This window comes from Variovorax sp. J2L1-78, from assembly GCF_030317205.1.
Classification (GTDB): Bacteria; Pseudomonadota; Gammaproteobacteria; order Burkholderiales; family Burkholderiaceae_C; genus Variovorax; species Variovorax arabinosiphilus.
Map to the genome: position 1 here is coordinate 409,593 of NZ_JASZYB010000001.1, position 19,612 is coordinate 429,204.

19 protein-coding genes are annotated in these 19,612 nt (G+C 69.5%); 11 read left to right on the top strand and 8 right to left on the bottom strand.

The annotated features are described in order from the left end of the window. Positions 1-39 precede the first annotated feature (39 nt). The 4 genes from QTH86_RS01970 to QTH86_RS01985 form a co-directional block, all read right to left on the bottom strand. Positions 40-519 (bottom strand): VOC family protein, encoded by a 480-nt coding sequence (locus tag QTH86_RS01970; RefSeq protein ID WP_286646343.1) that lies wholly within the window; start codon positions 517-519, stop codon positions 40-42. A gap of 76 nt (positions 520-595) precedes the next feature. Continuing rightward, positions 596-1,237 carry a dioxygenase family protein gene (locus tag QTH86_RS01975; protein WP_286646342.1) on the bottom strand — a complete coding sequence of 214 codons (642 nt, stop codon included), beginning with the start codon at positions 1,235-1,237 and terminating at the stop codon, positions 596-598. 61 nt (positions 1,238-1,298) lie between these two features. Continuing rightward, entirely contained in the window at positions 1,299-2,330 is a 1,032-nt protein-coding gene (locus QTH86_RS01980; protein ID WP_286646341.1) for an aldo/keto reductase, read from the bottom strand. Positions 2,331-2,363: 33 nt separating this feature from the next. Further along, positions 2,364-3,548 (bottom strand): MFS transporter, encoded by a 1,185-nt coding sequence (locus QTH86_RS01985; RefSeq protein ID WP_286646340.1) that lies wholly within the window; start codon positions 3,546-3,548, stop codon positions 2,364-2,366. A 78-nt stretch (positions 3,549-3,626) separates the two neighbouring features. Between QTH86_RS01985 and QTH86_RS01990 the strand changes: the two genes are divergently transcribed. Further along, complete coding sequence (locus QTH86_RS01990; RefSeq protein ID WP_286646339.1) at positions 3,627-4,553, top strand: LysR family transcriptional regulator; 927 nt, start codon at positions 3,627-3,629, stop codon at positions 4,551-4,553. Then, positions 4,550-5,110 (top strand): methylated-DNA--[protein]-cysteine S-methyltransferase, encoded by a 561-nt coding sequence (locus tag QTH86_RS01995; protein WP_286646338.1) that lies wholly within the window; start codon positions 4,550-4,552, stop codon positions 5,108-5,110. Before QTH86_RS01990 ends, QTH86_RS01995 begins: the two co-directional genes overlap by 4 nt. 31 nt (positions 5,111-5,141) lie before the next feature. Here the strand turns inward: QTH86_RS01995 and QTH86_RS02000 are convergent, their stop codons facing one another. Beyond that, positions 5,142-5,492, bottom strand: a complete 351-nt coding sequence (locus tag QTH86_RS02000) for an alpha/beta hydrolase (RefSeq protein WP_286646337.1) — start codon at positions 5,490-5,492, stop codon at positions 5,142-5,144. A 315-nt stretch (positions 5,493-5,807) separates the two neighbouring features. Between QTH86_RS02000 and QTH86_RS02005 the strand changes: the two genes are divergently transcribed. The 6 genes from QTH86_RS02005 to QTH86_RS02030 are packed head-to-tail and all read left to right on the top strand — an operon-like array spanning position 5,808 to position 12,070. Then, positions 5,808-7,025 (top strand): multidrug effflux MFS transporter, encoded by a 1,218-nt coding sequence (locus QTH86_RS02005; RefSeq protein WP_286646336.1) that lies wholly within the window; start codon positions 5,808-5,810, stop codon positions 7,023-7,025. A 1-nt stretch (position 7,026) separates the two neighbouring features. Further along, complete coding sequence (locus QTH86_RS02010; RefSeq protein WP_286646335.1) at positions 7,027-8,469, top strand: MFS transporter; 1,443 nt, start codon at positions 7,027-7,029, stop codon at positions 8,467-8,469. Positions 8,470-8,479: 10 nt separating this feature from the next. Then, positions 8,480-9,133, top strand: a complete 654-nt coding sequence (locus QTH86_RS02015) for a paraquat-inducible protein A (protein WP_286646334.1) — start codon at positions 8,480-8,482, stop codon at positions 9,131-9,133. Beyond that, positions 9,130-9,795, top strand: a complete 666-nt coding sequence (locus QTH86_RS02020) for a paraquat-inducible protein A (RefSeq protein WP_286646333.1) — start codon at positions 9,130-9,132, stop codon at positions 9,793-9,795. Before QTH86_RS02015 ends, QTH86_RS02020 begins: the two co-directional genes overlap by 4 nt. Further along, the gene (locus QTH86_RS02025) at positions 9,792-11,447 is read left to right on the top strand and encodes a PqiB family protein (protein WP_286646332.1); all 1,656 of its coding nucleotides are present in this window, start codon (positions 9,792-9,794) and stop codon (positions 11,445-11,447) included. Before QTH86_RS02020 ends, QTH86_RS02025 begins: the two co-directional genes overlap by 4 nt. After that, positions 11,444-12,070 (top strand): PqiC family protein, encoded by a 627-nt coding sequence (locus QTH86_RS02030; RefSeq protein ID WP_286646331.1) that lies wholly within the window; start codon positions 11,444-11,446, stop codon positions 12,068-12,070. Before QTH86_RS02025 ends, QTH86_RS02030 begins: the two co-directional genes overlap by 4 nt. Before the next feature lie 198 nt (positions 12,071-12,268). Here the strand turns inward: QTH86_RS02030 and QTH86_RS02035 are convergent, their stop codons facing one another. Together QTH86_RS02035 and QTH86_RS02040 are read right to left on the bottom strand one after the other, a co-directional pair. Further along, a complete protein-coding gene (locus QTH86_RS02035; protein WP_286646330.1) occupies positions 12,269-14,005 on the bottom strand; it encodes a methyl-accepting chemotaxis protein in 1,737 nt (578 codons plus the stop codon). Positions 14,006-14,223: 218 nt separating this feature from the next. Further along, positions 14,224-14,826, bottom strand: coding sequence for a CHAP domain-containing protein (locus tag QTH86_RS02040; protein WP_286646329.1), 603 nt, complete (start codon positions 14,824-14,826; stop codon positions 14,224-14,226). Positions 14,827-14,959: 133 nt separating this feature from the next. Here QTH86_RS02040 and QTH86_RS02045 point away from each other — a divergent pair, with 133 nt between their 5' ends. The 3 genes from QTH86_RS02045 to QTH86_RS02055 all read left to right on the top strand — a co-directional run bounded on the left by QTH86_RS02045 (position 14,960) and on the right by QTH86_RS02055 (position 17,999). Beyond that, positions 14,960-15,616 (top strand): response regulator, encoded by a 657-nt coding sequence (locus QTH86_RS02045; RefSeq protein WP_286646328.1) that lies wholly within the window; start codon positions 14,960-14,962, stop codon positions 15,614-15,616. A gap of 53 nt (positions 15,617-15,669) precedes the next feature. Beyond that, positions 15,670-17,535, top strand: a complete 1,866-nt coding sequence (locus tag QTH86_RS02050) for a sensor histidine kinase (RefSeq protein ID WP_286646327.1) — start codon at positions 15,670-15,672, stop codon at positions 17,533-17,535. A gap of 104 nt (positions 17,536-17,639) precedes the next feature. Further along, complete coding sequence (locus QTH86_RS02055; protein WP_286646326.1) at positions 17,640-17,999, top strand: hypothetical protein; 360 nt, start codon at positions 17,640-17,642, stop codon at positions 17,997-17,999. Positions 18,000-18,033: 34 nt separating this feature from the next. On the opposite strand, the gene QTH86_RS02060 is transcribed toward QTH86_RS02055, so the two are convergent. After that, positions 18,034-19,332: an MATE family efflux transporter gene (locus QTH86_RS02060; RefSeq protein ID WP_444813781.1), complete on the bottom strand. Its 1,299-nt coding sequence runs from the start codon at positions 19,330-19,332 to the stop codon at positions 18,034-18,036. Between the last annotated feature and the right edge of the window lie 280 nt (positions 19,333-19,612).

The following is a 19,612-nucleotide window of genomic DNA, read 5'->3' on the forward strand; positions in this document are numbered from 1 at the left end:
TGCGCTGCGCGGCGCGGCGCCGTCGACCCGGACACGGGCTCAGCGGCGCAGTGCCGCCTCGATCGTTGCGACGTCGATCTTGCGCATGGTCATCATCGCGTCGAAGGCGCGCTTGGCTGCCGCGCGATCGGGGTTGGTCAGCGCGTCGATCAGTACCCGCGGCGTGATCTGCCACGACAGCCCCCACCGATCCTTGCACCAGCCGCACTCGCTCTCCTGGCCGCCATTCCCGACGATCGCGTTCCACAGGCGGTCGGTCTCGGCCTGGTCGTCGGTTGCGATCTGGAAGGAGAAGGCTTCGCTGTGCTTGAAGTGCGGGCCGCCGTTCAGCCCGATGCACGGGATGCCGATGACGGTGAACTCGACCAGCAGGACATCGCCCTGCTTGCCATCGGGGTAGTCGCCCGGCGCATGGTGCACCGCGCCCACGGCGCTGTCGGGAAAAGTCCTGGCATAGAAGGTTGCAGCCTCGACAGCGTCACTGTCGTACCAGAGGCAGATCGTGTTCTTGCTCGTCATGGCGGTCTCCTGAAGACTCGCCATCGTAAGCAGCGGGCGTCGACGCGATGTAACGCCGTGTGCGGGTGGCCTGCGATCAGGTCGTCACGACGATCGGGAAGCGCGCCCGCCATCCGTCCGCGCTGCGCTCGAAGGGCACGGTGACCGCATTGCGCGCTGCCGGCGACAGGTTGCGCCACAGGAAGTCGCGGGCGTTGCCGGCATCGCCCGCCACGTAGAGCTGCGTGGTCAGCAGTTCGCGTGCGCCGAGTTTCACCTTGACGTGGATGTGCGGCGTGCGGCCGGTGTAGGGCACGGGCCGGATGGTGCGGAAGCGGTAGCTGCCGTCGGCGGCCACGTTGACGCGGCCGAAGCCCTGGAAGGCGGCGTCGGCGCGGTCGCCATCGCCCGGGTGGTGGTAGTGGCCGTGCTCGTCGCACTGCCAGATCTCGACCTGTGCCCCGCGCAAGGGTTGGCCGTCGAGGTCGGTCACCACGCCATCGACCCAGGTCGGCTGACCGCCCCGGTAGTTCAGGGTGCCGTTGCGCAAGAGATCGTTGTCGGCATCCGCCGGCAACTGCACCGGGTAGAAGGGCCCTTCGGTCTGCGCCGGTGTGGCCACGCGCGTCGTCGCGGGCTGCGCGCGAACGCCGAGCCAGAGTGCCGGCGCGGCGACGAGCGCGGCGGCCACCGTGCGGCGGGGCAGACCGGCAGAGCCTGGGGCGGATGTCGCGTTCATGGCCCCTCGGATGACGCGCGGCCCTTGCAAGTTCCCAGAGGTCGCCGCATGGCCGGCGGCTTCACACCGCCACCGGGCTGCGCTCGGCGAACTGCCCGTTCCAGTACGGGTAGTAGGGGTAGGGCGGCGTCACCGCACTCGCGGCATCGAGCCGCGCTACCTGTTCAGGCGTGAGCGACCACCCCACCGCACCCAGGTTCTGCACCAGTTGCGCCTCGTCGCGCGCGCCGATCAGCACGCTGGCGACGGTGGGGCGCTGCAACAGCCAGTTGATGGCGATCTGCGGGACGGTCTTGCCGGTCTCGGCTGCGACCGTGTCGAGCGCGTCGACCACGCGGTACAGACGCTCGGCGTCGGCCGGTGGTGCGAAGCCTTCGGTCGCATGCAGTCGGCTGTCGGCCGGCAGGGGCTGGCCGCGGCGGATCTTGCCGGTCAGGCGGCCCCAGCCGAGCGGGCTCCACACGATCGCGCCCACGCCCTGGTCGATGCCCAGCGGCATCAACTCCCATTCGTAGTCGCGGCCGATCAGCGAGTAGTAGGTCTGGTTGGCGACGTAGCGCTCGAGCCCGAGGCGGTCGGACGCCGCGAGGGACTTCATCAATTGCCAGCCCGAGAAGTTCGACACGCCGATGTAGCGCACCTTGCCGGCGCGCACCAGGTCGTCGAGCGTGCGCAGCACCTGCTCGACCGGTGTCATCGCATCGAAGGCGTGCAGTTGCAGGATGTCGATGTGCTCGGTGTCGAGGCGCTTGAGCGCCGCATCGACGCCGGCGAGCAGGTGGTGCCGCGACGCGCCCGCGTCGTTGGGGCCGTCGCCCGCGCGCAGCGACAGCTTGGTCGAGACGATCGCCTGGTGGCGCCGCCCCTTGAGCGCCGCGCCGAGGATGCTTTCCGACGCGCCGTTCGAGTAGACGTCGGCCGTGTCGAACAGCGTCACGCCGGCGTCCAGGCACAGGTCGACGATGCGCCGCGCGCCGGCCACGTCGGTGTTGCCCCAGGCGCTGAAGAGTGGGCCGTGCCCGCCGAAGGTGCCGGCGCCGAAGCCGAGGGCGGGCACCTGGAAGCCGGAGCGGCCGAGGTAGCGATAGTCCATGCGATGTGTTCTCGTGTTGAATGAAAAGGAAAGTCAGGCCTTCATTGGCGCGCACACCGGCATGGCCGACTCGCGGCCATCGAGCGCGCGGCTCCACAGGGCGATGCCCAGGCCGACCAACGTGATCGCCGCCGCCACCCAGCCGAGCGATGCCAGCCCCGGTCCGCGCTCGATCGTCACGCCGCCGACCCAGGCGCCGATGGCGTTGCCGAGGTTGAAGGCTGCGATGTTCAGGCTCGACGCCAGGTTCTGGCCGGCGCCCGAGGCCTTCTCGAGCACGCGCATCTGCAGCGGCGCCACGGTCGCGAAGGACGCGACGCCGAGCACGGCGAAGAAGACGATCGCCGGCACGGCCGAGCCGATGGCGAACTGCAGCGTGGCGAGCACCAGGGCGAGCACGCTCAGCGTCCAGAGCACGGCGCGCATCACGCCGCGGTCGGCCAGCCGGCCGCCCAGCAGGTTGCCGATGGCCATGCCGCCGCCGAAGAGCAGCAGCACGGCCGAGACCGCGCCGTCGGAGAAGCCGGTCAGGCGGTTGAGCAGGGGCTGCACGTAGGTGAACACGGCGAACACGCCGGCGTAGCCGACCACCGTCATCGCCAGGCCGAGCAGCACCTGCGGCCGGCCCAGCACGGCGAGTTCGTCGCGCAGCGGCGGCAGCACGCCATCGCGCCGGCCGCGGGGCACGAAGAGCGCGAGCACGACGAAGGCCAGCACGCCGATCGCCGTGACGGCCCAGAACGACGCGCGCCAGCCGTGGTGCAGACCCAGCCAGGCGCCCGCCGGCACGCCGAGGATGGTCGCCGCCGTGAGGCCGGTGAACATGATCGCGATGGCCGAGGCGCGGCGTTCCGGCGCGACCAGGCCGGTCGCCACGACAGCGCCGACGCCGAAGAAGGTGCCGTGCGCGAGCGCCGTGACGACGCGCGCCGCCATCAGCCAGCCGTAGCTCGGTGCCAGTGCGCAGGCGAGATTGCCGAGCGTGAAGATCGCCATCAGCGCGAGCAGCACCGTCTTGCGCGGCAGCCGGCGGGAGGCGAGGGTCAGCACCGGCGCGCCGATGGCGACGCCGACCGCATAGCCGGAGATCAGCAGCCCGGCAGCGGCGATGGACACATGAAGGTCGTCCGCGACCTGCTGGAGCAGGCCCATGAGGACGAATTCGGTGGTGCCGATGCCGAAGGCACCGACGGTGAGGGCGAGAAGAGCGATGGGCATGATGCGTCGAATGTGCCGACGCTCCTGCGCTGTGACTAGAATGCCCGCCGGATCGACTGCTGTGAATTGAAATCACATATGCCCCGCATCGACGTGAACCGTTCCGGCGAGATGGAAGCTTTCGTGCAGGTGGTCGAGCGTGGCGGCTTCTCGGCCGCGGCACGCGCGCTCGGTATGACGCCCTCCGCGGTCAGCAAGCTGGTCGCGCGGCTCGAGTCCCGCCTGGCGGTGCAACTGGTGCACCGTTCCACCCGCAAGCTCACGTTGACGCCCGAAGGCCAGCAGTTCCACGAGCGCAGCGTGCGGGTGCTGGCCGACATGGACGAGGCCGAACGCTGTGCCGCCTCCGGCGCCGCGCCGCGTGGCCGGGTCAGCATCAACGCCAGCGTGCCCTTCGGCCACCATGTGCTGCTGCCGTTGATGCCGCGCTTTCTCGAAGGGCACCCGCAGGTGACGGTCGATGTCTCGCTGACCGACCGTGTGGTCGACCTGATGGACGAGCGCACCGACATCGCGGTGCGCTGGGGGCAGTTGCCCTCGTCGGACCTCGTCGCGCGCCGGCTCGGCGAGACCGGCCAGGCGATCGTGGCCTCACCGGCCTACCTCGCGCGCTACGGCACGCCGCACACGCCGGAAGAACTGGAGGCTCACAACCGCCTGGGCACCAGCTACCGGCGCGCGGTGCCCGACTGGCCGCTGTCGGTCGACGGCCGGTTCGTCGAGATGCCGATCGTCGGCAACATGCGCGTCGGCGATGGCTCGGCGCTGCGGCGGCTGGTGCTCGACGGCGTTGGTCTGGGGCGGCTGTCGCTGTACCACGTGCAGGCCGACATCGACGCGGGCCGGCTGGTGAAGGTCATGGAGGCGTTCAACCCGCACGAAATGGAGCCGATCCATGCGGTCTATCTGGGCAAGGCCGGCCGGCTGCCGGCGCGGGTGCGCGCGATGCTGGATTTTCTGGTCGCGCACGTGAAGCTCGACGGCGCGACCCGGGGCATGGCATGACGGCCACCCACGGCTTCGCCATCTTCCCGACGGCCGTCGGCACCTGCGGCATCGCCTGGAGCCCGCGCGGCATCGCTGGCGCACAGCTGCCGGAGGCCGAGGACGATGCGGCCGCGACGCTGGCCCGCATGGCCGCGCGCTTTCCTGCAGGGGAGGAGGCGGTACCGCCGCCGTCGGTGCAGGCCGTCATCGACGCCCTCGTCGCCGTGCTGGCAGGCACATCGAAGGAGCTGTTGCTGGAGGTGCCGCTGGACGATGCGGGTGTTCCGGCCTTCCATCGGCGCGTGTACGACTTCGCGCGCCGCATCCCGCCTGGCGAAACACGCACCTATGGCGAAGTGGCCGAGGCCTTGGGCAGCAAGGGCCTGGCGCGGGCGGTCGGCCAGGCGCTGGGGCGCAACCCCTTCGCGCCCCTCGTGCCGTGCCACCGCGTGCTGGCGGCCGACGGTCGGCCGGGCGGCTTTTCCGCCCCGGGTGGCGCCTTGGCCAAACTGCGCATGCTGGCGAAAGAAGGGGCGCGGCCCCTTGGCACCGCGCCCCTGTTCGACGAGCTATGAGGAAGCGCCAGGAGAGCCTGGTGCTTCAGGCTCAGTACGCCGCTTGGCGCGTGAACGACAGGCTGGTCTTCTTGTACTCGGCCGGGATCTGGTCACGGTAGTACGACTTCGCGTTCAGGCTTTGCAGCGGGTCGTGTGCCGTGGCCACGGCCTGGCTGCGCACGGCACCGCGGTCGGCCGTCGTGTTCACGGTCTGCACGCCGCTGGCGTAGCCTTCGCCGAAGACGTCGCCGGCACGGGCGGCCGCGACGGCCTGGCCCTGCACGGCGGCACGGCTCACCGACGGTGTGACGGTCAGCACGCCGTCGTAGGTCTCGGCGTGTGCGCCGGCTGCGGCCAAGAGGGAGAGGGCTGCGGCGGCGAGGATGTTGCGGGTGTTCATGATGATGTCCTTCAAATGATTTGGATGATGTCGAACCGGTCTTGGGTGGGTGTTCCGCGTCGTTGTCGAGGCGGCCCGCTCGCTCGGTGGCCTGTTCACCCAGATCAACGTGTGCTGTTGGTCTGTGGGATCAAGTGTGCGACGGCAAAGGGCCTCGCAACGCCTCTCGAAGGAATCACGGCGTTCGGGCATTGGAAACAATCGCGGCTGTATCGGCGGCTGCACGCGTCCACCAGCCACAAGGGACAGACGCCCTAGCACAGCTGTGCGGACGGCGCTCGCGGTTGCCTATGCAGCCTTGGCGACAATCGGTCCATGACCTCTCCGCGTTTCTTCCGGATCGCGCTGGTGCTCGGGCTGCTGTCCGCCATCGGCCCGTTCGCCATCGACATGTACCTGCCGGCGCTGCCGGCCATCGGCACCAGCCTGCGCGCCGACATCGGTGCGGTGCAGATGAGCCTCACCGTCTTCTTCCTGGCGCTGGCGGCCGGCCAGCCGTTCTACGGCCCGGTGTCGGACATGGTTGGCCGCAAGCCGCCGCTGTACTTCGGGCTCGTGCTGTTCGCCATCGCCAGCGTGGGCTGCGCGCTGGCCGACAACATCCAGACGCTGATCGTGCTGCGCTTCCTGCAGGGGTTGGGCGCGGCGGCCGGCATGGCGATCCCGCGCGCGGTGGTGCGCGACCTGCACACCGGCAACGACGCGGCGCGGCTGATGTCGCTGCTCATGCTGGTCTTCAGCATCTCGCCCATCCTCGCGCCGCTGGTGGGCAGCGGCGTGATCGCGGTGGCGGGCTGGCGCGGCGTGTTCTGGGCCGTCACGCTCGCGGCGGTCGCGGGGCTGGTGCTGATCGCCACCTCCCTCACCGAGACGCGCCCGGCCCACCAGCGGGTGGAGAGCAGCCTGCGCAGCGCCTTGAGCGCCTACGGCGTGCTGCTGCGCGACGGGCACTACCTGGGCCTGGTCTTCATCGGCAGCTTTGCGATGGCCGGCTTCTTCACCTACCTGGCCAACTCGTCCTTCGTGCTGATCGACCACTACGGGCTGTCGCCGGTGGTCTACAGCGTGGCCTTCGGCGTGAATGCCGCCTCGTTCTTCGGTGCGGCGCAGTTCAACGGGCGCCTGGGCGAGCGCTTCGGGCTGGTGCGGGTCGTCAAGGGCGCGGTCGGTGCCTGCGGCGCGGTGATGGTCGCGATGTTCCTGTACTTCCTGCTGGGCGGCGATTCGATGTGGGTGCTGCTGGGGCTGTACTTCATCGCCAGCGGCCTGATGGGGCTGGTGATCCCGACGACCTCGGTGCTGGCGCTGGAAAAGCACGGCGCCATCGCCGGCACCGCGTCGGCGCTGCTCGGCACCTTGCAGATGCTGACCGGCGCGGTGGTCATGGCCATCGTCGGCCTGTTCACCGACGGGAGGCCGCTGCCGATGGTGGCGGGCATGGCCGGTGGCGCACTGGTGGCCCTGCTGCTGACCTGGCTGACGCTCGGCGGCGCCGCACGTGGTGTGCAAGCGCTCGCGGGCCGGAGCGCGTGAGATGACAGCCACCCTGCCCGCCGTGGCGAAGTTGGACCACGATGCCGCCGTGCCCGACGGTCTGCCCACGCCGCAGCGCGGGCGTGCGATGGCGGTCATCATCCTCGGCATCGCGGTCGCAGTGCTCGACGGCACGATCATGAATCTCGCGCTGCCCAGCATCGCGCGCGAGCTGGGCGCCAGCGCATCGCACGCGATCTGGGTGGTCAATGCCTACCAGATCGCGATCCTGGTCATGCTGCTGCCGCTCGCGTCGCTGGGCGACCTGTTTGGCTACCGCCGCATCTACCTGCTCGGCATGGGGCTCTTCACCGTGTCCTCGCTGGCCGCCGTGCTGTCGAATTCGATGGGCACGCTGATCGCGGCGCGCACGCTGCAGGGCCTGGGCGCCGCCGGCATCATGAGCGTGAATGCCGCCCTGGTGCGGCTGATCTACCCCTCGTCCCAGCTGGGGCGCGGCATGGCGATCAATTCCATGGTGGTGGCCACCGCCTCGGTCGCCGGCCCGTCGGTGGCGGCTTCGATCCTGTCGGTGGCCTCGTGGCCCTGGCTCTTCGCCTTCAACGTGCCGCTGGGGCTGGTGGTGCTGGCGATCGGCCTGCGGGCGCTGCCGTCCAACCAACGCGCCGCCGCCGTGCCGGGCACGCGCTTCTCGGCCGTCGATGTGCTGCTCAACATACTGATGTTCTCGCTCGTCTTCCTGGGCGTCGACCGGCTGGGCGTGCGCGAAGGCGGGGCCACCGGGACGCCGGCCATGGGCTGGGCGCTGCTGGGGGCCGGCCTGGCGGTGGGCTTCGTCTACCTGCGCCGCCAACGCACGATGGTGCTCCCGCTGTTCCCGGTCGACCTGCTGCGCATCCCGGTCTTCGCGCTGTCGATGGGCACCTCGGTGGCCGCGTTCACCGCGCAGATGCTGTCGTACATCGCGCTGCCTTTCCTGCTTCTCGACGTCTACGGCCGCACGCACCTTCAGGCGGGCCTGCTGATCACGGCGTGGCCGCTGGCCATCGTCGTGATGGCGCCGATCGTCGGGCGGCTGATCGGCCGCTACCCCGACGGCCTGCTCGGCGGCATCGGGCTGGGTCTGCTGGCCTGCGGGCTGGCGCTGCTCGCGGCGCTGCCGGCGCATCCCGGCGACCTGGACATCGCCTGGCGCATGGCCCTGTGCGGCGTTGGGTTCGGATTGTTCCAGTCCCCCAACAACCACACCATCGTCACCTCGGCGCCGCGGCATCGCAGCGGCGCGGCCAGCGGCATGCTGGGAACCGCGCGCCTGACCGGTCAGACCCTCGGCGCGGTCGTCGTGGCGGCCGTGTTCAGCCTCTGGACGCCCCATGACGGCCGCGGGCCGGTCATCGCGCTGGTGCTGGCGGCCAGCTGCGCGGCGCTGGCTGGCATCTGCAGCAGCCTTCGTCTGAGGGTGCCGCCGCCGGCGAGCCATTAAGCTCGCGCCGATGAAGGAAATTCCCGAGGCGATCGTTTGCGAGGGCTGCGACGCGGTCTATGGCCGCGCCGCGCTGCGCGAGCGCGAGGTCGCCCGCTGCCCGGTCTGCGGGACCGAACTCGAGCGCCACCTGGGCGGCCAGCAGGAGCGGATCCTGCCGCTGGCCGTGGCCGGGCTCATCATGTTCGGCGTGGCCAACCTGTTCCCCATCGTCGAGATCGAGCTGCGCGGCCTGCGCAGCCAGACCACCCTGGCCGGCGCCGTGGTGGCGCTGGCGGGCGAGGGCATGTCGCTGGTCGCGCTGCTCGTGCTGGCCACGACCATCCTCTTCCCGCTGCTGCAACTGTTGATCCTGCTCTGGCTGCTGGTGCCGCTGCGCCGGCACGAACGCGTGGTGGCCGGCTTCGCCTGGCTGGTGCGCACGATGCAGTCGCTGCGGCCCTGGGGAATGATCGAGGTGTTTCTGCTGGGCGTGCTGGTGGCGCTGGTCAAGCTCTCGAGCATGGCCACGGTGCTGCCGGGTCCGGCGCTCTATGCCTTCATGGCGTTGACGGTCCTGCTGACCGCCGTGCTGGCCTTCGACCCGCGCGGCTTCTGGGAGATGGCCGAGGGTGCGATGCGCAAGGCCGAGGCAGAAGCCGCCGGGCGCGAGGAAGCCGCGTGACGGCACCGGCAACCCCTCCTGCACGTACCGCCCGCGCCATCGACAGCGGCCTGATCGGCTGCCGCCATTGCGGCACCGTGTGGCAGGACGCGGAGGAGGGCGCGCCCTGCGCCCGTTGCGGCACGCCGTTGCACATCCGCAAGACCGACAGCCTGAACCGCACCTGGGCCCTCCTGATCGCCGCCTGCCTGATGTACCTGCCGGCCAACCTGTTGCCGGTGATGATCACCCGCACGTTGTTCGGCACGAGCGACGACACGATCATGAGCGGCGTGATCTATTTCTGGGTGACGGGGGCCTACGGGCTGGCCGCCATCGTCTTCATCGCCAGCTTCCTGGTGCCGCTGTTCAAGCTGGCGGCCCTGTTCGTGCTGGTGGTGAGCGCGCAGCGGCGCAGCAACTGGCGGCGCGCCGAACGGGCCAAGCTCTATCACCTGATCGAGATCATCGGCCGCTGGTCGATGCTCGACGTCTTCGTGGTCGCGCTGCTGGCCGGGCTGGTGCGCATCCAGGGCTTCGCCGAAATCACGGCGGGTGTCGGCATCGCGGCCTTCGGCGCGGTGGTGGTGCTGACGATGCTCGCGTCGCTGAGCTTCGACCCGAAGCTCACATGGGACGGTGCAACGGATGATGAAGAACACACAACGGAAGTACGCACATGAGTGAAAACGATCCACGTCCCGCGCCGTCATCCGCGCCTGCGGATTCGGGCGGCTTGCCGCCGCCGCGCGTGGCCCGGCGACGCGACTGGATGCCGTCGCTGATCTGGCTGATTCCGGTGGTGGCTGCGCTGGTCGGCATCTTCCTGGTGGCGCGCATCCTGATCGACCGCGGCCCCGAGATCGTGCTGACCTTCAAGACCGCCGAGGGCCTGGAGGCCGGCAAGACCGCGGTGAAGTACAAGGACGTGCAGATCGGCGTGGTGCAGAGCCTGCGCCTGGCGCATGACCGTTCGCATGTGCGCGTGACGCTGCAGCTCAACAAGGATGCGAACGCCTTCACCGCCGAGGACACCCGCTACTGGGTGGTGCGGCCGCGGCTGGACACCTCGGGCATCTCCGGCCTGAGCACGCTGCTGTCGGGCGCGTACATCGGCGCCGACGCCGGCACCTCGGAAGAGAGCGCCAAGGAGTTCACCGGACTCGAAGTGCCGCCCATCGTCACGCGCGACGCCTCGGGCAAGCAGTTCCTGCTGCGCGCGTCGGACATCGGTTCGCTCGACGTCGGCTCGCCTGTGTACTTCCGCCGCATCAAGGTGGGCCAGGTGGCGGCTTACGAGCTGAACGAGGACGGACGCGGCGTGACGCTGCGGGTGTTCGTCAACGCGCCGTACGACAAGTTCGTCGGCGGCAACTCGCGTTTCTGGCAGGCCAGCGGGCTCGACATGCGGCTCAACGCCAGCGGCATCACGTTGCGCACCCAGTCGCTCGCCACCATCCTGCTCGGCGGCATCGCCTTCGGCGCGCCGGAAAACGAGAACGGGCCGGTCGCGGGCGAGAACACCGCCTTCGCGCTCGCCGAGGACGAGGGCGCCGCGATGAAGCCGCCGGACGGCCCGGCCGAGACGGTGCTGCTGCATTTCAACCAGTCGCTGCGCGGCCTGTCGCCCGGTGCGCCGATCGACTTCCGTGGCGTGGTGATCGGCGAGGTGAAGTCGATCGGCATCCAGTTCGACCGGAACGAGCGCGAGTTCCGCATGCCGGTGGTCGCCACCGTCTACCCTGACCGCTTGCGCTCGCGCAAGCCCGGCGAGACCGAAGAGTCGCGCGCGGTGCAGCGGCAGCGGTTGCGCTTTCTCATCGGCAAGGGGCTGCGCGCACAGATGCGGACCGGCAACCTGCTGACCGGCCAGAACTACATCGCGTTCGACTTTTTCCCCAATGCGCCGAAGGTGACGATCGATGTCGAGAAGGACACGGTCGAGATGCCGACGATGCAGAACAGCCTCGATGAACTGCAGGCACAGGTGCAGGAGATCGTGACCAAGGTGAACAAGGTGCCCTTCGAACAGATCGGCACCGACGTGCGCACCGCGCTGGCGACGCTGAACAAGACGCTGGTGAGCGCCGAGCAGCTCACGCGAACGCTCAACAACGACGTGTCGCCGGAGATCACCGCGGCGATGAAGGACGCGCGCAAGACCATCAACTCCGCCGAGCGCACGCTGGCGCAGGACTCGCCCCTGCAACAGGACATGCGCCAGACGCTGCAGGAGCTCACGCGCGCCGCAGGCTCCGTGCGCGTGCTGACCGACTACCTCGAACGCCACCCCGAGTCGCTCCTGCGCGGCAAACCGGAAGACACGAAGAAATGACGCGATATCCGACTTCTCTTGTTGCGGCGTGCCTCGCGGTCGCCGTGCTCGTCGCGGGCTGTGCCAGTGCGCCGGACCGCTACTACACCCTGGCAGCGCCCGGCGGTTCGTCGAGTGCGGCGCCTACGTCCGGCGCACCGGTCTTCATCGAACTGGCGCCGGTCGCCGTGCCCGAACGCCTCGCGCGGCCGCAGATGGTGGTGCACCAGGCGGCGGGCCAGAGCGCCGAGGTGGCGCTGCTGGAACAGCACCGCTGGTCCTCGTCCTTCGAGAACGAATTGCGCGATGCGCTATCGAGCGGCATCGCCACGCGCCTGGGCGCCATCGACGTCACGAAGGGCGGCCGTCAGCCGAGCACGCCCGCGTGGCGCATCGCGGTGCAGGTGCGGCAGTTCGATGCGGTGGAGAACACGCGCGTGGACGCGGCCCTGAGCTGGACCGTGCGCCGGTCCGACGCCGACCTCAGCGCAACCTGCCAGTGGCGCACCAGCGAGCCCGTCGGCCGTGGTATCGACGCGCTGGCGCTGGGAGCGCAACGCGTGGCAGCGAGCGCGTCGGAGGCCATCGCACGGCACATCGCGCAGTTACAGCAAAACCCCGGCACGCCCTGCGCGGCGCTGTAGCGTCGCGGCCGCCTTGTGCCGGATCAGCGCACCCGGATCAGAACAACCGGGACAGCAGGATCGCGGCGCCCGACAACGACACCGCGCTGCCGACCCAGAGACGAAGGACTTTCATGGCATTTCTCCTTGGCGCCATGATCGTTCAACGCGCCCGGCCATGGGTTTGAAGATCTTCATGACCGGGATAGGGAACGGCGCTTAGAAAGTTTCCCAGTCGTCGCCTGCCGTGACGGCCGTGGCCTTGGCGGGCGCGGCGGCCAGTCGCTGGCTGGTGGCGCGGGGCGCGGAGCTCGCGTGCAGCCGCACCGGCCCGGGTACCGCCTTCGGTCCAGGACGTGCCAGCGATGCACGCGCGGCAGGTCGGGCCAGGGGCGCGTCGCTCGTCGCGAGTTGAAAGACGCTCACCAGCTGCACCAGCTTGGCGGCCTGCTCGCTGAGGCTGCTGGCGGCGGCGGCAGACTCTTCCACCAGCGCGGCGTTCTGCTGCGTCGTCTGGTCGAGCTGGTTCACCGCGTCGTTGACCTGCGAGACGCCCTGTCCCTGTTCGCGCGTCGCCGTGCCGATCTCGTTGATCAGGTCCGCCACGCGCTGCACCTGGCCCACCAGGTCACCCATGGTGCTGCCGGCTTCGTTCACCAGCGCGGAGCCGGTCTCGACCTTGCCCACGCTCTCGCCGATCAGGTGCTTGATTTCCTTGGCGGCCTCGGCGCTGCGCTGCGCGAGGCTGCGCACTTCGCTCGCCACGACCGCAAAGCCGCGGCCCTGTTCGCCCGCGCGGGCCGCTTCCACGGCGGCGTTCAGCGCCAGGATGTTGGTCTGGAAGGCGATCGAGTCGATCACGCCGATGATGTCGCCGATCTTGCGCGAGCTGGTCGTGATCTCTTCCATCGTGTGCACCACGTTGCGCACCACCTCGCCGCCGCGCGTGGCCGTGACGCTGGCCGAGTTGGCCAGCTGCGACGCCGTGTGCATGGTGTCGACGCTCTGTTTGATGGTCGCGTTCATCTCTTCCATCGAGGCCGAGGTCTCTTCCAGGCTCGACGCCTGTTCTTCTGTGCGCTGGCTCAGGTCCGCATTGCCCGTGGCGATCTGGTGGGCCCCGGTCGCGATCGATTCGCTGGAGTGGCGCACTTCGCTCACGAGCTGCGCCAGGTTGGCGCGCATGCCATCCATGGCGGCCAGCACGCTGACGTCGTCGCCCGGGCGCAGCGCGACGGCCACGGCCAGGTTGCCCTTGGCCACTTCCTGCGCGATCTCCGCGGCGTAGGCCGGTTCGCCGCCCAGCTGCCGCATGATCGAACGCACGAGCCACAGGCCCAGCACGGTGCTCACGACCACGCTGAGCAGGATGAGTGCCGACAGGGCCCAGAAGGTCCGCTCGACGGCAGCCGCGGCGTTCTCGGTCTCGAGACGGGCCAGTTCTTCCTGCCGCTTGCTGGCCTCGAGCAGGATGTTGCGGACCGCCACGTGCAGGCCGGCGGCATCCTTGTGGAGCACGTCCATCGCGGTCGGATCGCCGCTGTCGGCCAGGGCCTGCACGTTGGCGACGGCGGCCTTGTAGTTGGTCCAGGTGCCGGCGAGCTTGGCGCCGAGTTCGCGCAGCGGCGCGTCAGCCTGGTTGTCCTTCAGCCGCTGGATCGCTTCGAGCACCGTCTGTTCCGACTGCTCGTTGAACTTGAGCTCGCCGTCGCGCGCCTTCCGGTCGGCGTTCAGGATGTACACGTACATGCGGCGGAAATGCGTCGCGCCCTGGCGCGCTGCATCCATGACGATGCGCACCGGCACCACCGTCTCGGTGTACATGGCGCGCTGGCTCTGGCTGACGCTCCAGAGCTGCTGCATGCCGATCGCACCGACCGCAATCAGCGTGGCGACGAAAAAGAGAATCAACCCGACGAGCTTTTTTCGCAGGGTGAGGCGGGAGCGTTGAGACATGGTGAAGCCCTAGGTTCGAAGGAGGAGACTGGATTTTTCAAGGGTCGCGCTCGCCAAGCCCAGATGGCTTTCCATCGAAGCTCGAGCGTTCCCGTCGGCCGATCGAAGCGCAGGGCGGGCTGCGGGCCTGGCCTGCGCCATTCGGAAAAGGGGCGGTTCTCCGGATATCGGCACCGGGCGTGAAAACTTGAGAGGCGTGCCCGCCACCACGCCATCGCTCACCGTGCGGAGACCTGGCGGCACCACACCGGGATGGACGCCGGCTGGTCGGCGAAGGCAGTCGTCGCGTTCTCCTTCACCGCATCGAAGGGCGCCATCCGGAAATTGTCGGCCGAGCAGTGCAGGAGGCGCACCGCGCGGCCGGCCACGACCTCGCTCACGATACCGACGTGGCCAAAGCGCATGTCCGCCGGCTTGGGGTAGACCATCAGGCAACCGGGGACCGCTGCATCGAGCCGCGTGAACAGCCGCTGGCCGTGCAATGCGTCCTCGTGGATGGCATCGGTGAAGATCCATTCACCGAAGCCGGGCAGCGGCGGCGACAGATGGCGCGGCAGCCCGAGCGCCCAGCTCACGAAACCCGAGCAGTCGCAGGCCGGCAGCTCCAGCGCCGGGTCGTCCAGGTCGATGCCGGCCGCCTCGGCCACCGGTTGCAGCTCGGCCTGTTCGGCGGCCGACAGCGCCGACCACGCCACCGCGACCTGCACGGCCCGTGCGGCCGATGCGGCGTCGGGGTCTTCGCCGCCAGCACCGGCCCAATAGACCGTGCCACGTTCCAGCATCGTGCGGGCACGCAGGAGGAGAGCGTCGACGGTCGTCATGGGGCACCTGCGCTTGCAAAGCAACGCACCTTAGCCGCGGCCTCTGCGGTTGGCGATAGCGCGTTCGCGCTATGCCTTCGGTGCCGTGCCGATGGGAAGATCGACACCCTGTACCGTCGCCAAAGGAGACGCGATGACACGGGTGTTGATCGTCGAGGATGAGCCGGAATTCATGCGCCGCTTCTCCAGCGCGGTGCTGAACGATCCGGCGTTCAGTCTGGTCGCCGCCGTGTCGACCGGACTGGCTGCGAATGCGATGCTCGATCTGCAGCGGCCTGACGTGCTGCTGGTCGACCTCGGCCTGCCCGACGTGAGCGGCGTCGAGGTCATCCGCTACGCCGCGTCGCGCCACCCCAAGTGCGAGGTGCTGGTGGTCACCATGTTCGGCGACGACGCGCATGTGGTGGCGGCGATCGAGGCCGGTGCCACCGGTTACCTGCTGAAGGACGCCTCGGAAGAGCGCATCGCCGCCAGCATCCACGAACTCTGCGCCGGCGGTTCGCCCATCAATCCGGGCATCGCGCGGCGCGTGCTGGCGCGCTTCCGGCTGGCGCCCAAGCCCCCGCCACCGAGCGAACCCGGCCTGGCCGGCGAACGCTCGCCACTCACAGCACGCGAGACCGAGCTGCTGCGGCTCACCGCCAAGGGCTTCACCTTCGACACCATCGGCCAGGTCATGGAGATCTCGCCGCACACGGTGGTCGCGCATGTGAAGAAGATCTACCGCAAGCTGGCGGTCCACTCACGCAGCGAAGCGGTCTACGAAGCCAGCCAGATGGGCCTGCTGTGAGCCGGTGGGCGGTGGCGCCGGGGTGGCGCCCTTGGCTGCGATGGCCGATGGTGGTGGCACTCGCACTGCCGTGTGCCGCCGCGCAGGCGGCTCCTGCGGTGATGGTGATCGATCGGGTGCAGCGCTTGGCATCGAACGAGCGCGCACCGCCCGACGCCGAGCGCGCCTGGTTGCCGGCCTCGCTGCCCGACGGCGGTGCCGCGAACCGGGACCGGCCGCAGCCGGAGTCGGTCTGGTACCGCATGGTGTTCAACGGCCCGCCCGCCGACGCGCCGCCCGCCTCGTGGGCGGTGTACCTGCCGTTCTTCTACGACGGCGGCTCGTTCTGGCTCAACGGGCTGCAGGTCGCCAGCGTGCCGGAAAGCAGCGCGACGGTCCAGGTGCGCTGGGAGCGGCCTCATCTCGTCAACCTGCCGGCCGCCTTGCTGCGCAGCGGCGAGAACGCGCTTGCCATCCGTGCGGCTGCGCTGCCGGCCGGCAACGTGCGCCGCATGCCGCGGGTGAGCATCGGCCCGCTGGACGCGCTCCAGCCCACCTACGACCGGCGGATGTTCTGGGCCCGCACCTTGCCGCAGATCACCACGGCCGTCTGCCTGCTGATGGCCGGCTTCGTGCTCTTCATCTGGTGGCGACGGCGCAGCGAAATGCTCTACGGCCTGTTCGGCATCACCGCCGCGCTCTGGGGCATCCGCACGCTCACCTTCGTCATCGAGCAGATGCCGGTCGCGCAGTGGCATCTGTGGCGCATGGCCTACCTGGGGGCGACCGGCGGCTTCGTCGTGCTGATGGCCATCTTCGCATTGCGCTTCGCCGGCATCCGGCGGCCCTGGATCGAGCGCGGCCTGCTGCTTTACGCACTCGTCGGCCCGCTCTGGCTGGGCCTGCAGGGGCGGGCGGCGGAGCCCTTCATCAACCGCTTCTGGAGCGCCGGGCTGATTCCGGTGGGGCTGTCGGTGCTCGGCGTGTCGCTCTACAACCTGTTGCGCCAGCGCACCTGGGCCGCAGCGCTGCTGCCGGCCGCGCTGGTCTTCCCGGTGGTGGCCGGTGTGCACGACTACCTGCTCGCCTGGGATGTCGTGCCGCTGATGGCGGCGCTGCCGCACTGGACCGAGCAGCGCATCTTTCTGCTGCACCACGGGGCCAACCTGCTGCTGCTGGTCATGGGCGGGCTGCTGACTGTGCGCTTCGTTCGCGCCCTGTCCGCGCTCGAGCAGCTCAACTTCACGCTCGAGGCGCGGGTGGCCGACCGCGAGCGGCACCTGGCGGCCAATTTCTCGCGCATGGCAACGCTGCAGCAGCAGCATGCGGCCGCGCAGGAGCGTCAGCTGATCATGCGGGAGATCCACGATGGCCTGGGCTCACGGCTGTTCACCTCGCTGTCGCGCGTCGAACGCGGCGACATGGACGAAGCACAGATCGCCGAGGCGCTGCGCGACTGCATCGGCGACATGCGTCTCGCGCTCGATGCGCTCACGCCGGGCGAGGAAGACTTCCGCGTGGTGCTGGGCAATTTCCTGTTCCGCTGGCAAGAACAGCTGGAAGACGCCGGCGTGCGTTCGGCATGGACCATCGACTGGCCCGAAGGGGCGCCGCCGCTGGCACCGCAGCGTCTGCTGCAACTGCTGCGCATCATGCAGGAGGCCTTCACCAATGTGCTCAAGCATGCGCAGGCGACGCAGCTGCACATGGCGCTGCGGCCCTGGGCCGGTGGCGTCGAGGTGGAGGTGCAGGACGACGGCCGCAGCGCCGTCGCACCGCAGCGGCACGGCGGCCGTGGCCTGGCGAACATGCGTGCCCGGGCGACGCAGCTCGGCGGTGAACTGATCTTCGAGCGCAGCGACCGTGGCACCCGCGTGCTGGCACGCGTGCCGGTGGTGGCGCCTTCCAGCACGGGACTGGCCCTGCAGACCATCGCGTGAACACGCGATGCCGGCACGCGGATGCGGCATGGCCGCAGCGCAGCGGGCTGCCTAGAGTCTTATCGGTCCGGCGTCGACGTCGGAATCACTCGAAAGGCGCTGGCATGAGCATGTCCCCAGTCTCGATTCCGCTGCACGACAGCGCCCTGCTGTCGGCGATCGCATGGGCCTACCTCGTCACGAATGCCGTCCGCGTGTTCACCTATCTGCCGCAGATTGCGGCGGTCTGGCGTTGCAGCGACGGCGCGCTGTCGATCTCGTTGCTGACCTGGGGCTCGTGGGTGCTCTCGCATGTGACGGCGGTGCTCTACGGTACGCTGGTGGTGGTCGACGGCTTCTTCGTGGTGATCTCGCTCGTCAACCTGCTGGGCTGCGGTGCGGTCACGGTGATCGCGATGCGGCGCCGCACGCAGTGGAAGCAGGCCGCACGCGCGACGCCCGACGCGGTGATGCTCAGCCGCTGACCGCTGCGGCGAAACACTCGCCACAAGTGCCGCTTCATACCAGCCGCCGGATCGCCTTCTTGCGCCATACCAGGCGGTAGTACGCCGTCTGCAGTGCGAGCATGGCGATGAAGGCGACCGGGTAGGCGATCCACACGCCGTTGAGCCCGATGCGATGGCTCATCACGTAGGCCACCGGCACTTCGACCAGCGCGATGCAGACGATCGAGATCGCGGTCGGCACCAGCACCGAGCCGCTGGCCCGCATGATCCCCGACAGCACCGACGCCATGCCGAAGACCACGGTGCCCCACAGCATGATGTGCAGCAGCGTCTGCGCCAGCTCGATGACCGGCGCACTGGTGATGAAGAAGCCCATCAGCCGGCGCGAGAACAGGTAGCCCAGCACGACCAGCGACCCGGTGAGCACCAGGTTCATCAGCAGACCGGTGCGCGCGATGGCGCCGAGCTGCGCCGTGCGGCCCGCGCCGATGGCCTGGGCGCCGAGGATCGAGGCCGTGATGGCGATCGAGATGGCCGGGAACTGCACGTAGGCCACCACCTGGTTCACCGCGCCGTAGGCGGCGGTGGCTTCGGAGCCGTAGCTGTTGACCAGCGAGAGCAGGGCGATCTCGGCCAGGGCGATCACGATCATCTGCACGCCGGTGGGCACACCGACGCGCATCACCATCTTGAGGATCGCGAAGTCGATGCGCATGCTGCGCGCGAACGCGCGGTCCGGCGCCAGCGGGCTCTTCATGCGGCGCAGCCGGAAGGCCAGCCAGACGGTGGCGACCACGAAGGACACCACCGTCGCCGCGGCACCGCTGGCCACGCCCAGCATCGGCAGCCCGCCCCAGCCGCGGATGAGCGCGGGTGTCAGCACCAGCCCGACCAGCGTGGAGATGCCCAGCGTGAACAGCGGCGTCACCGTGTCGCTCACGCCGCGCAGCATCGCGGTGGACAGCAGGAAGACGAACAGCCCCGGCATCGCGATCAGGATGATGCGGGCGTAGCGCGTCGCGTCGGCCAGGATGTCGGGCGGCGTGTGCAGCGCCTTGAGCAGCGGTGCCGTGAAGGCGCCGCCGAACACCGCGACCACCAGTCCGAAGGCGATGCCGACCGTCAGCGTGGTGCCTGCGATCGCCTTGACCTTGGCGATGTCGCGCGCGCCCCAGGCCTGGCCGATCAGCACCGACGCGCCGGCGCCCAGGCCGATGGTGAAGGCGATGAAGAAGAACATCACCGGGAAGAAGCTCGACACCGCCGCCAGCGCACCGACGCCGATCATCTGCCCGACGTACACGTTGTTGAGCGTGCCCGACAGCGACTGCAGGATGTTGCTCAGCAGCATGGGGGCGAGGAAGAACGCAAAGGTCTTCCACAGCGGCACGGCGAACTCGCCGGCCGCGTGAAGCTCACCGGACCGAGCCGCGACGCTCGGGGTAGGGCGGTCGAGAGAAGACGTCATGGGCGCTTGGAAATGAGGCATGCCGGCCACCGCCAGGGCGGTCGAACACACGCGCTTTCGAGGGAGATCTACGTGCCCGGCGGAAACCGGGCAGGGAAGTATGCCTGCGCTGTTGCGACTGTTGCGGTCGCATCGACCGAGGCCTGCTCGAGGGCTCACCGTC

What these genes read in the sequence shown, in the direction of transcription:
- QTH86_RS02060 (WP_444813781.1), bottom strand. Translation starts at nt 19,332, where the DNA reads ATGCTGCTGAGCAACATCCTGCAGTCGCTGTCGGGCACGCTCAACAAC.
- QTH86_RS02055 (WP_286646326.1), top strand. Translation starts at nt 17,640, where the DNA reads ATGAGCATGTCCCCAGTCTCGATTCCGCTGCACGACAGCGCCCTGCTG.
- QTH86_RS02005 (WP_286646336.1), top strand. Translation starts at nt 5,808, where the DNA reads ATGACCTCTCCGCGTTTCTTCCGGATCGCGCTGGTGCTCGGGCTGCTG.
- QTH86_RS02025 (WP_286646332.1), top strand. Translation starts at nt 9,792, where the DNA reads ATGAGTGAAAACGATCCACGTCCCGCGCCGTCATCCGCGCCTGCGGAT.
- QTH86_RS02035 (WP_286646330.1), bottom strand. Translation starts at nt 14,005, where the DNA reads ATGTCTCAACGCTCCCGCCTCACCCTGCGAAAAAAGCTCGTCGGGTTG.
- QTH86_RS01985 (WP_286646340.1), bottom strand. Translation starts at nt 3,548, where the DNA reads ATGCCCATCGCTCTTCTCGCCCTCACCGTCGGTGCCTTCGGCATCGGC.
- QTH86_RS02045 (WP_286646328.1), top strand. Translation starts at nt 14,960, where the DNA reads ATGACACGGGTGTTGATCGTCGAGGATGAGCCGGAATTCATGCGCCGC.
- QTH86_RS02015 (WP_286646334.1), top strand. Translation starts at nt 8,480, where the DNA reads ATGAAGGAAATTCCCGAGGCGATCGTTTGCGAGGGCTGCGACGCGGTC.
- QTH86_RS02030 (WP_286646331.1), top strand. Translation starts at nt 11,444, where the DNA reads ATGACGCGATATCCGACTTCTCTTGTTGCGGCGTGCCTCGCGGTCGCC.
- QTH86_RS01995 (WP_286646338.1), top strand. Translation starts at nt 4,550, where the DNA reads ATGACGGCCACCCACGGCTTCGCCATCTTCCCGACGGCCGTCGGCACC.
- QTH86_RS01990 (WP_286646339.1), top strand. Translation starts at nt 3,627, where the DNA reads ATGCCCCGCATCGACGTGAACCGTTCCGGCGAGATGGAAGCTTTCGTG.
- QTH86_RS01980 (WP_286646341.1), bottom strand. Translation starts at nt 2,330, where the DNA reads ATGGACTATCGCTACCTCGGCCGCTCCGGCTTCCAGGTGCCCGCCCTC.
- QTH86_RS02000 (WP_286646337.1), bottom strand. Translation starts at nt 5,492, where the DNA reads ATGAACACCCGCAACATCCTCGCCGCCGCAGCCCTCTCCCTCTTGGCC.
- QTH86_RS02040 (WP_286646329.1), bottom strand. Translation starts at nt 14,826, where the DNA reads ATGACGACCGTCGACGCTCTCCTCCTGCGTGCCCGCACGATGCTGGAA.
- QTH86_RS01975 (WP_286646342.1), bottom strand. Translation starts at nt 1,237, where the DNA reads ATGAACGCGACATCCGCCCCAGGCTCTGCCGGTCTGCCCCGCCGCACG.
- QTH86_RS02010 (WP_286646335.1), top strand. Translation starts at nt 7,027, where the DNA reads ATGACAGCCACCCTGCCCGCCGTGGCGAAGTTGGACCACGATGCCGCC.
- QTH86_RS01970 (WP_286646343.1), bottom strand. Translation starts at nt 519, where the DNA reads ATGACGAGCAAGAACACGATCTGCCTCTGGTACGACAGTGACGCTGTC.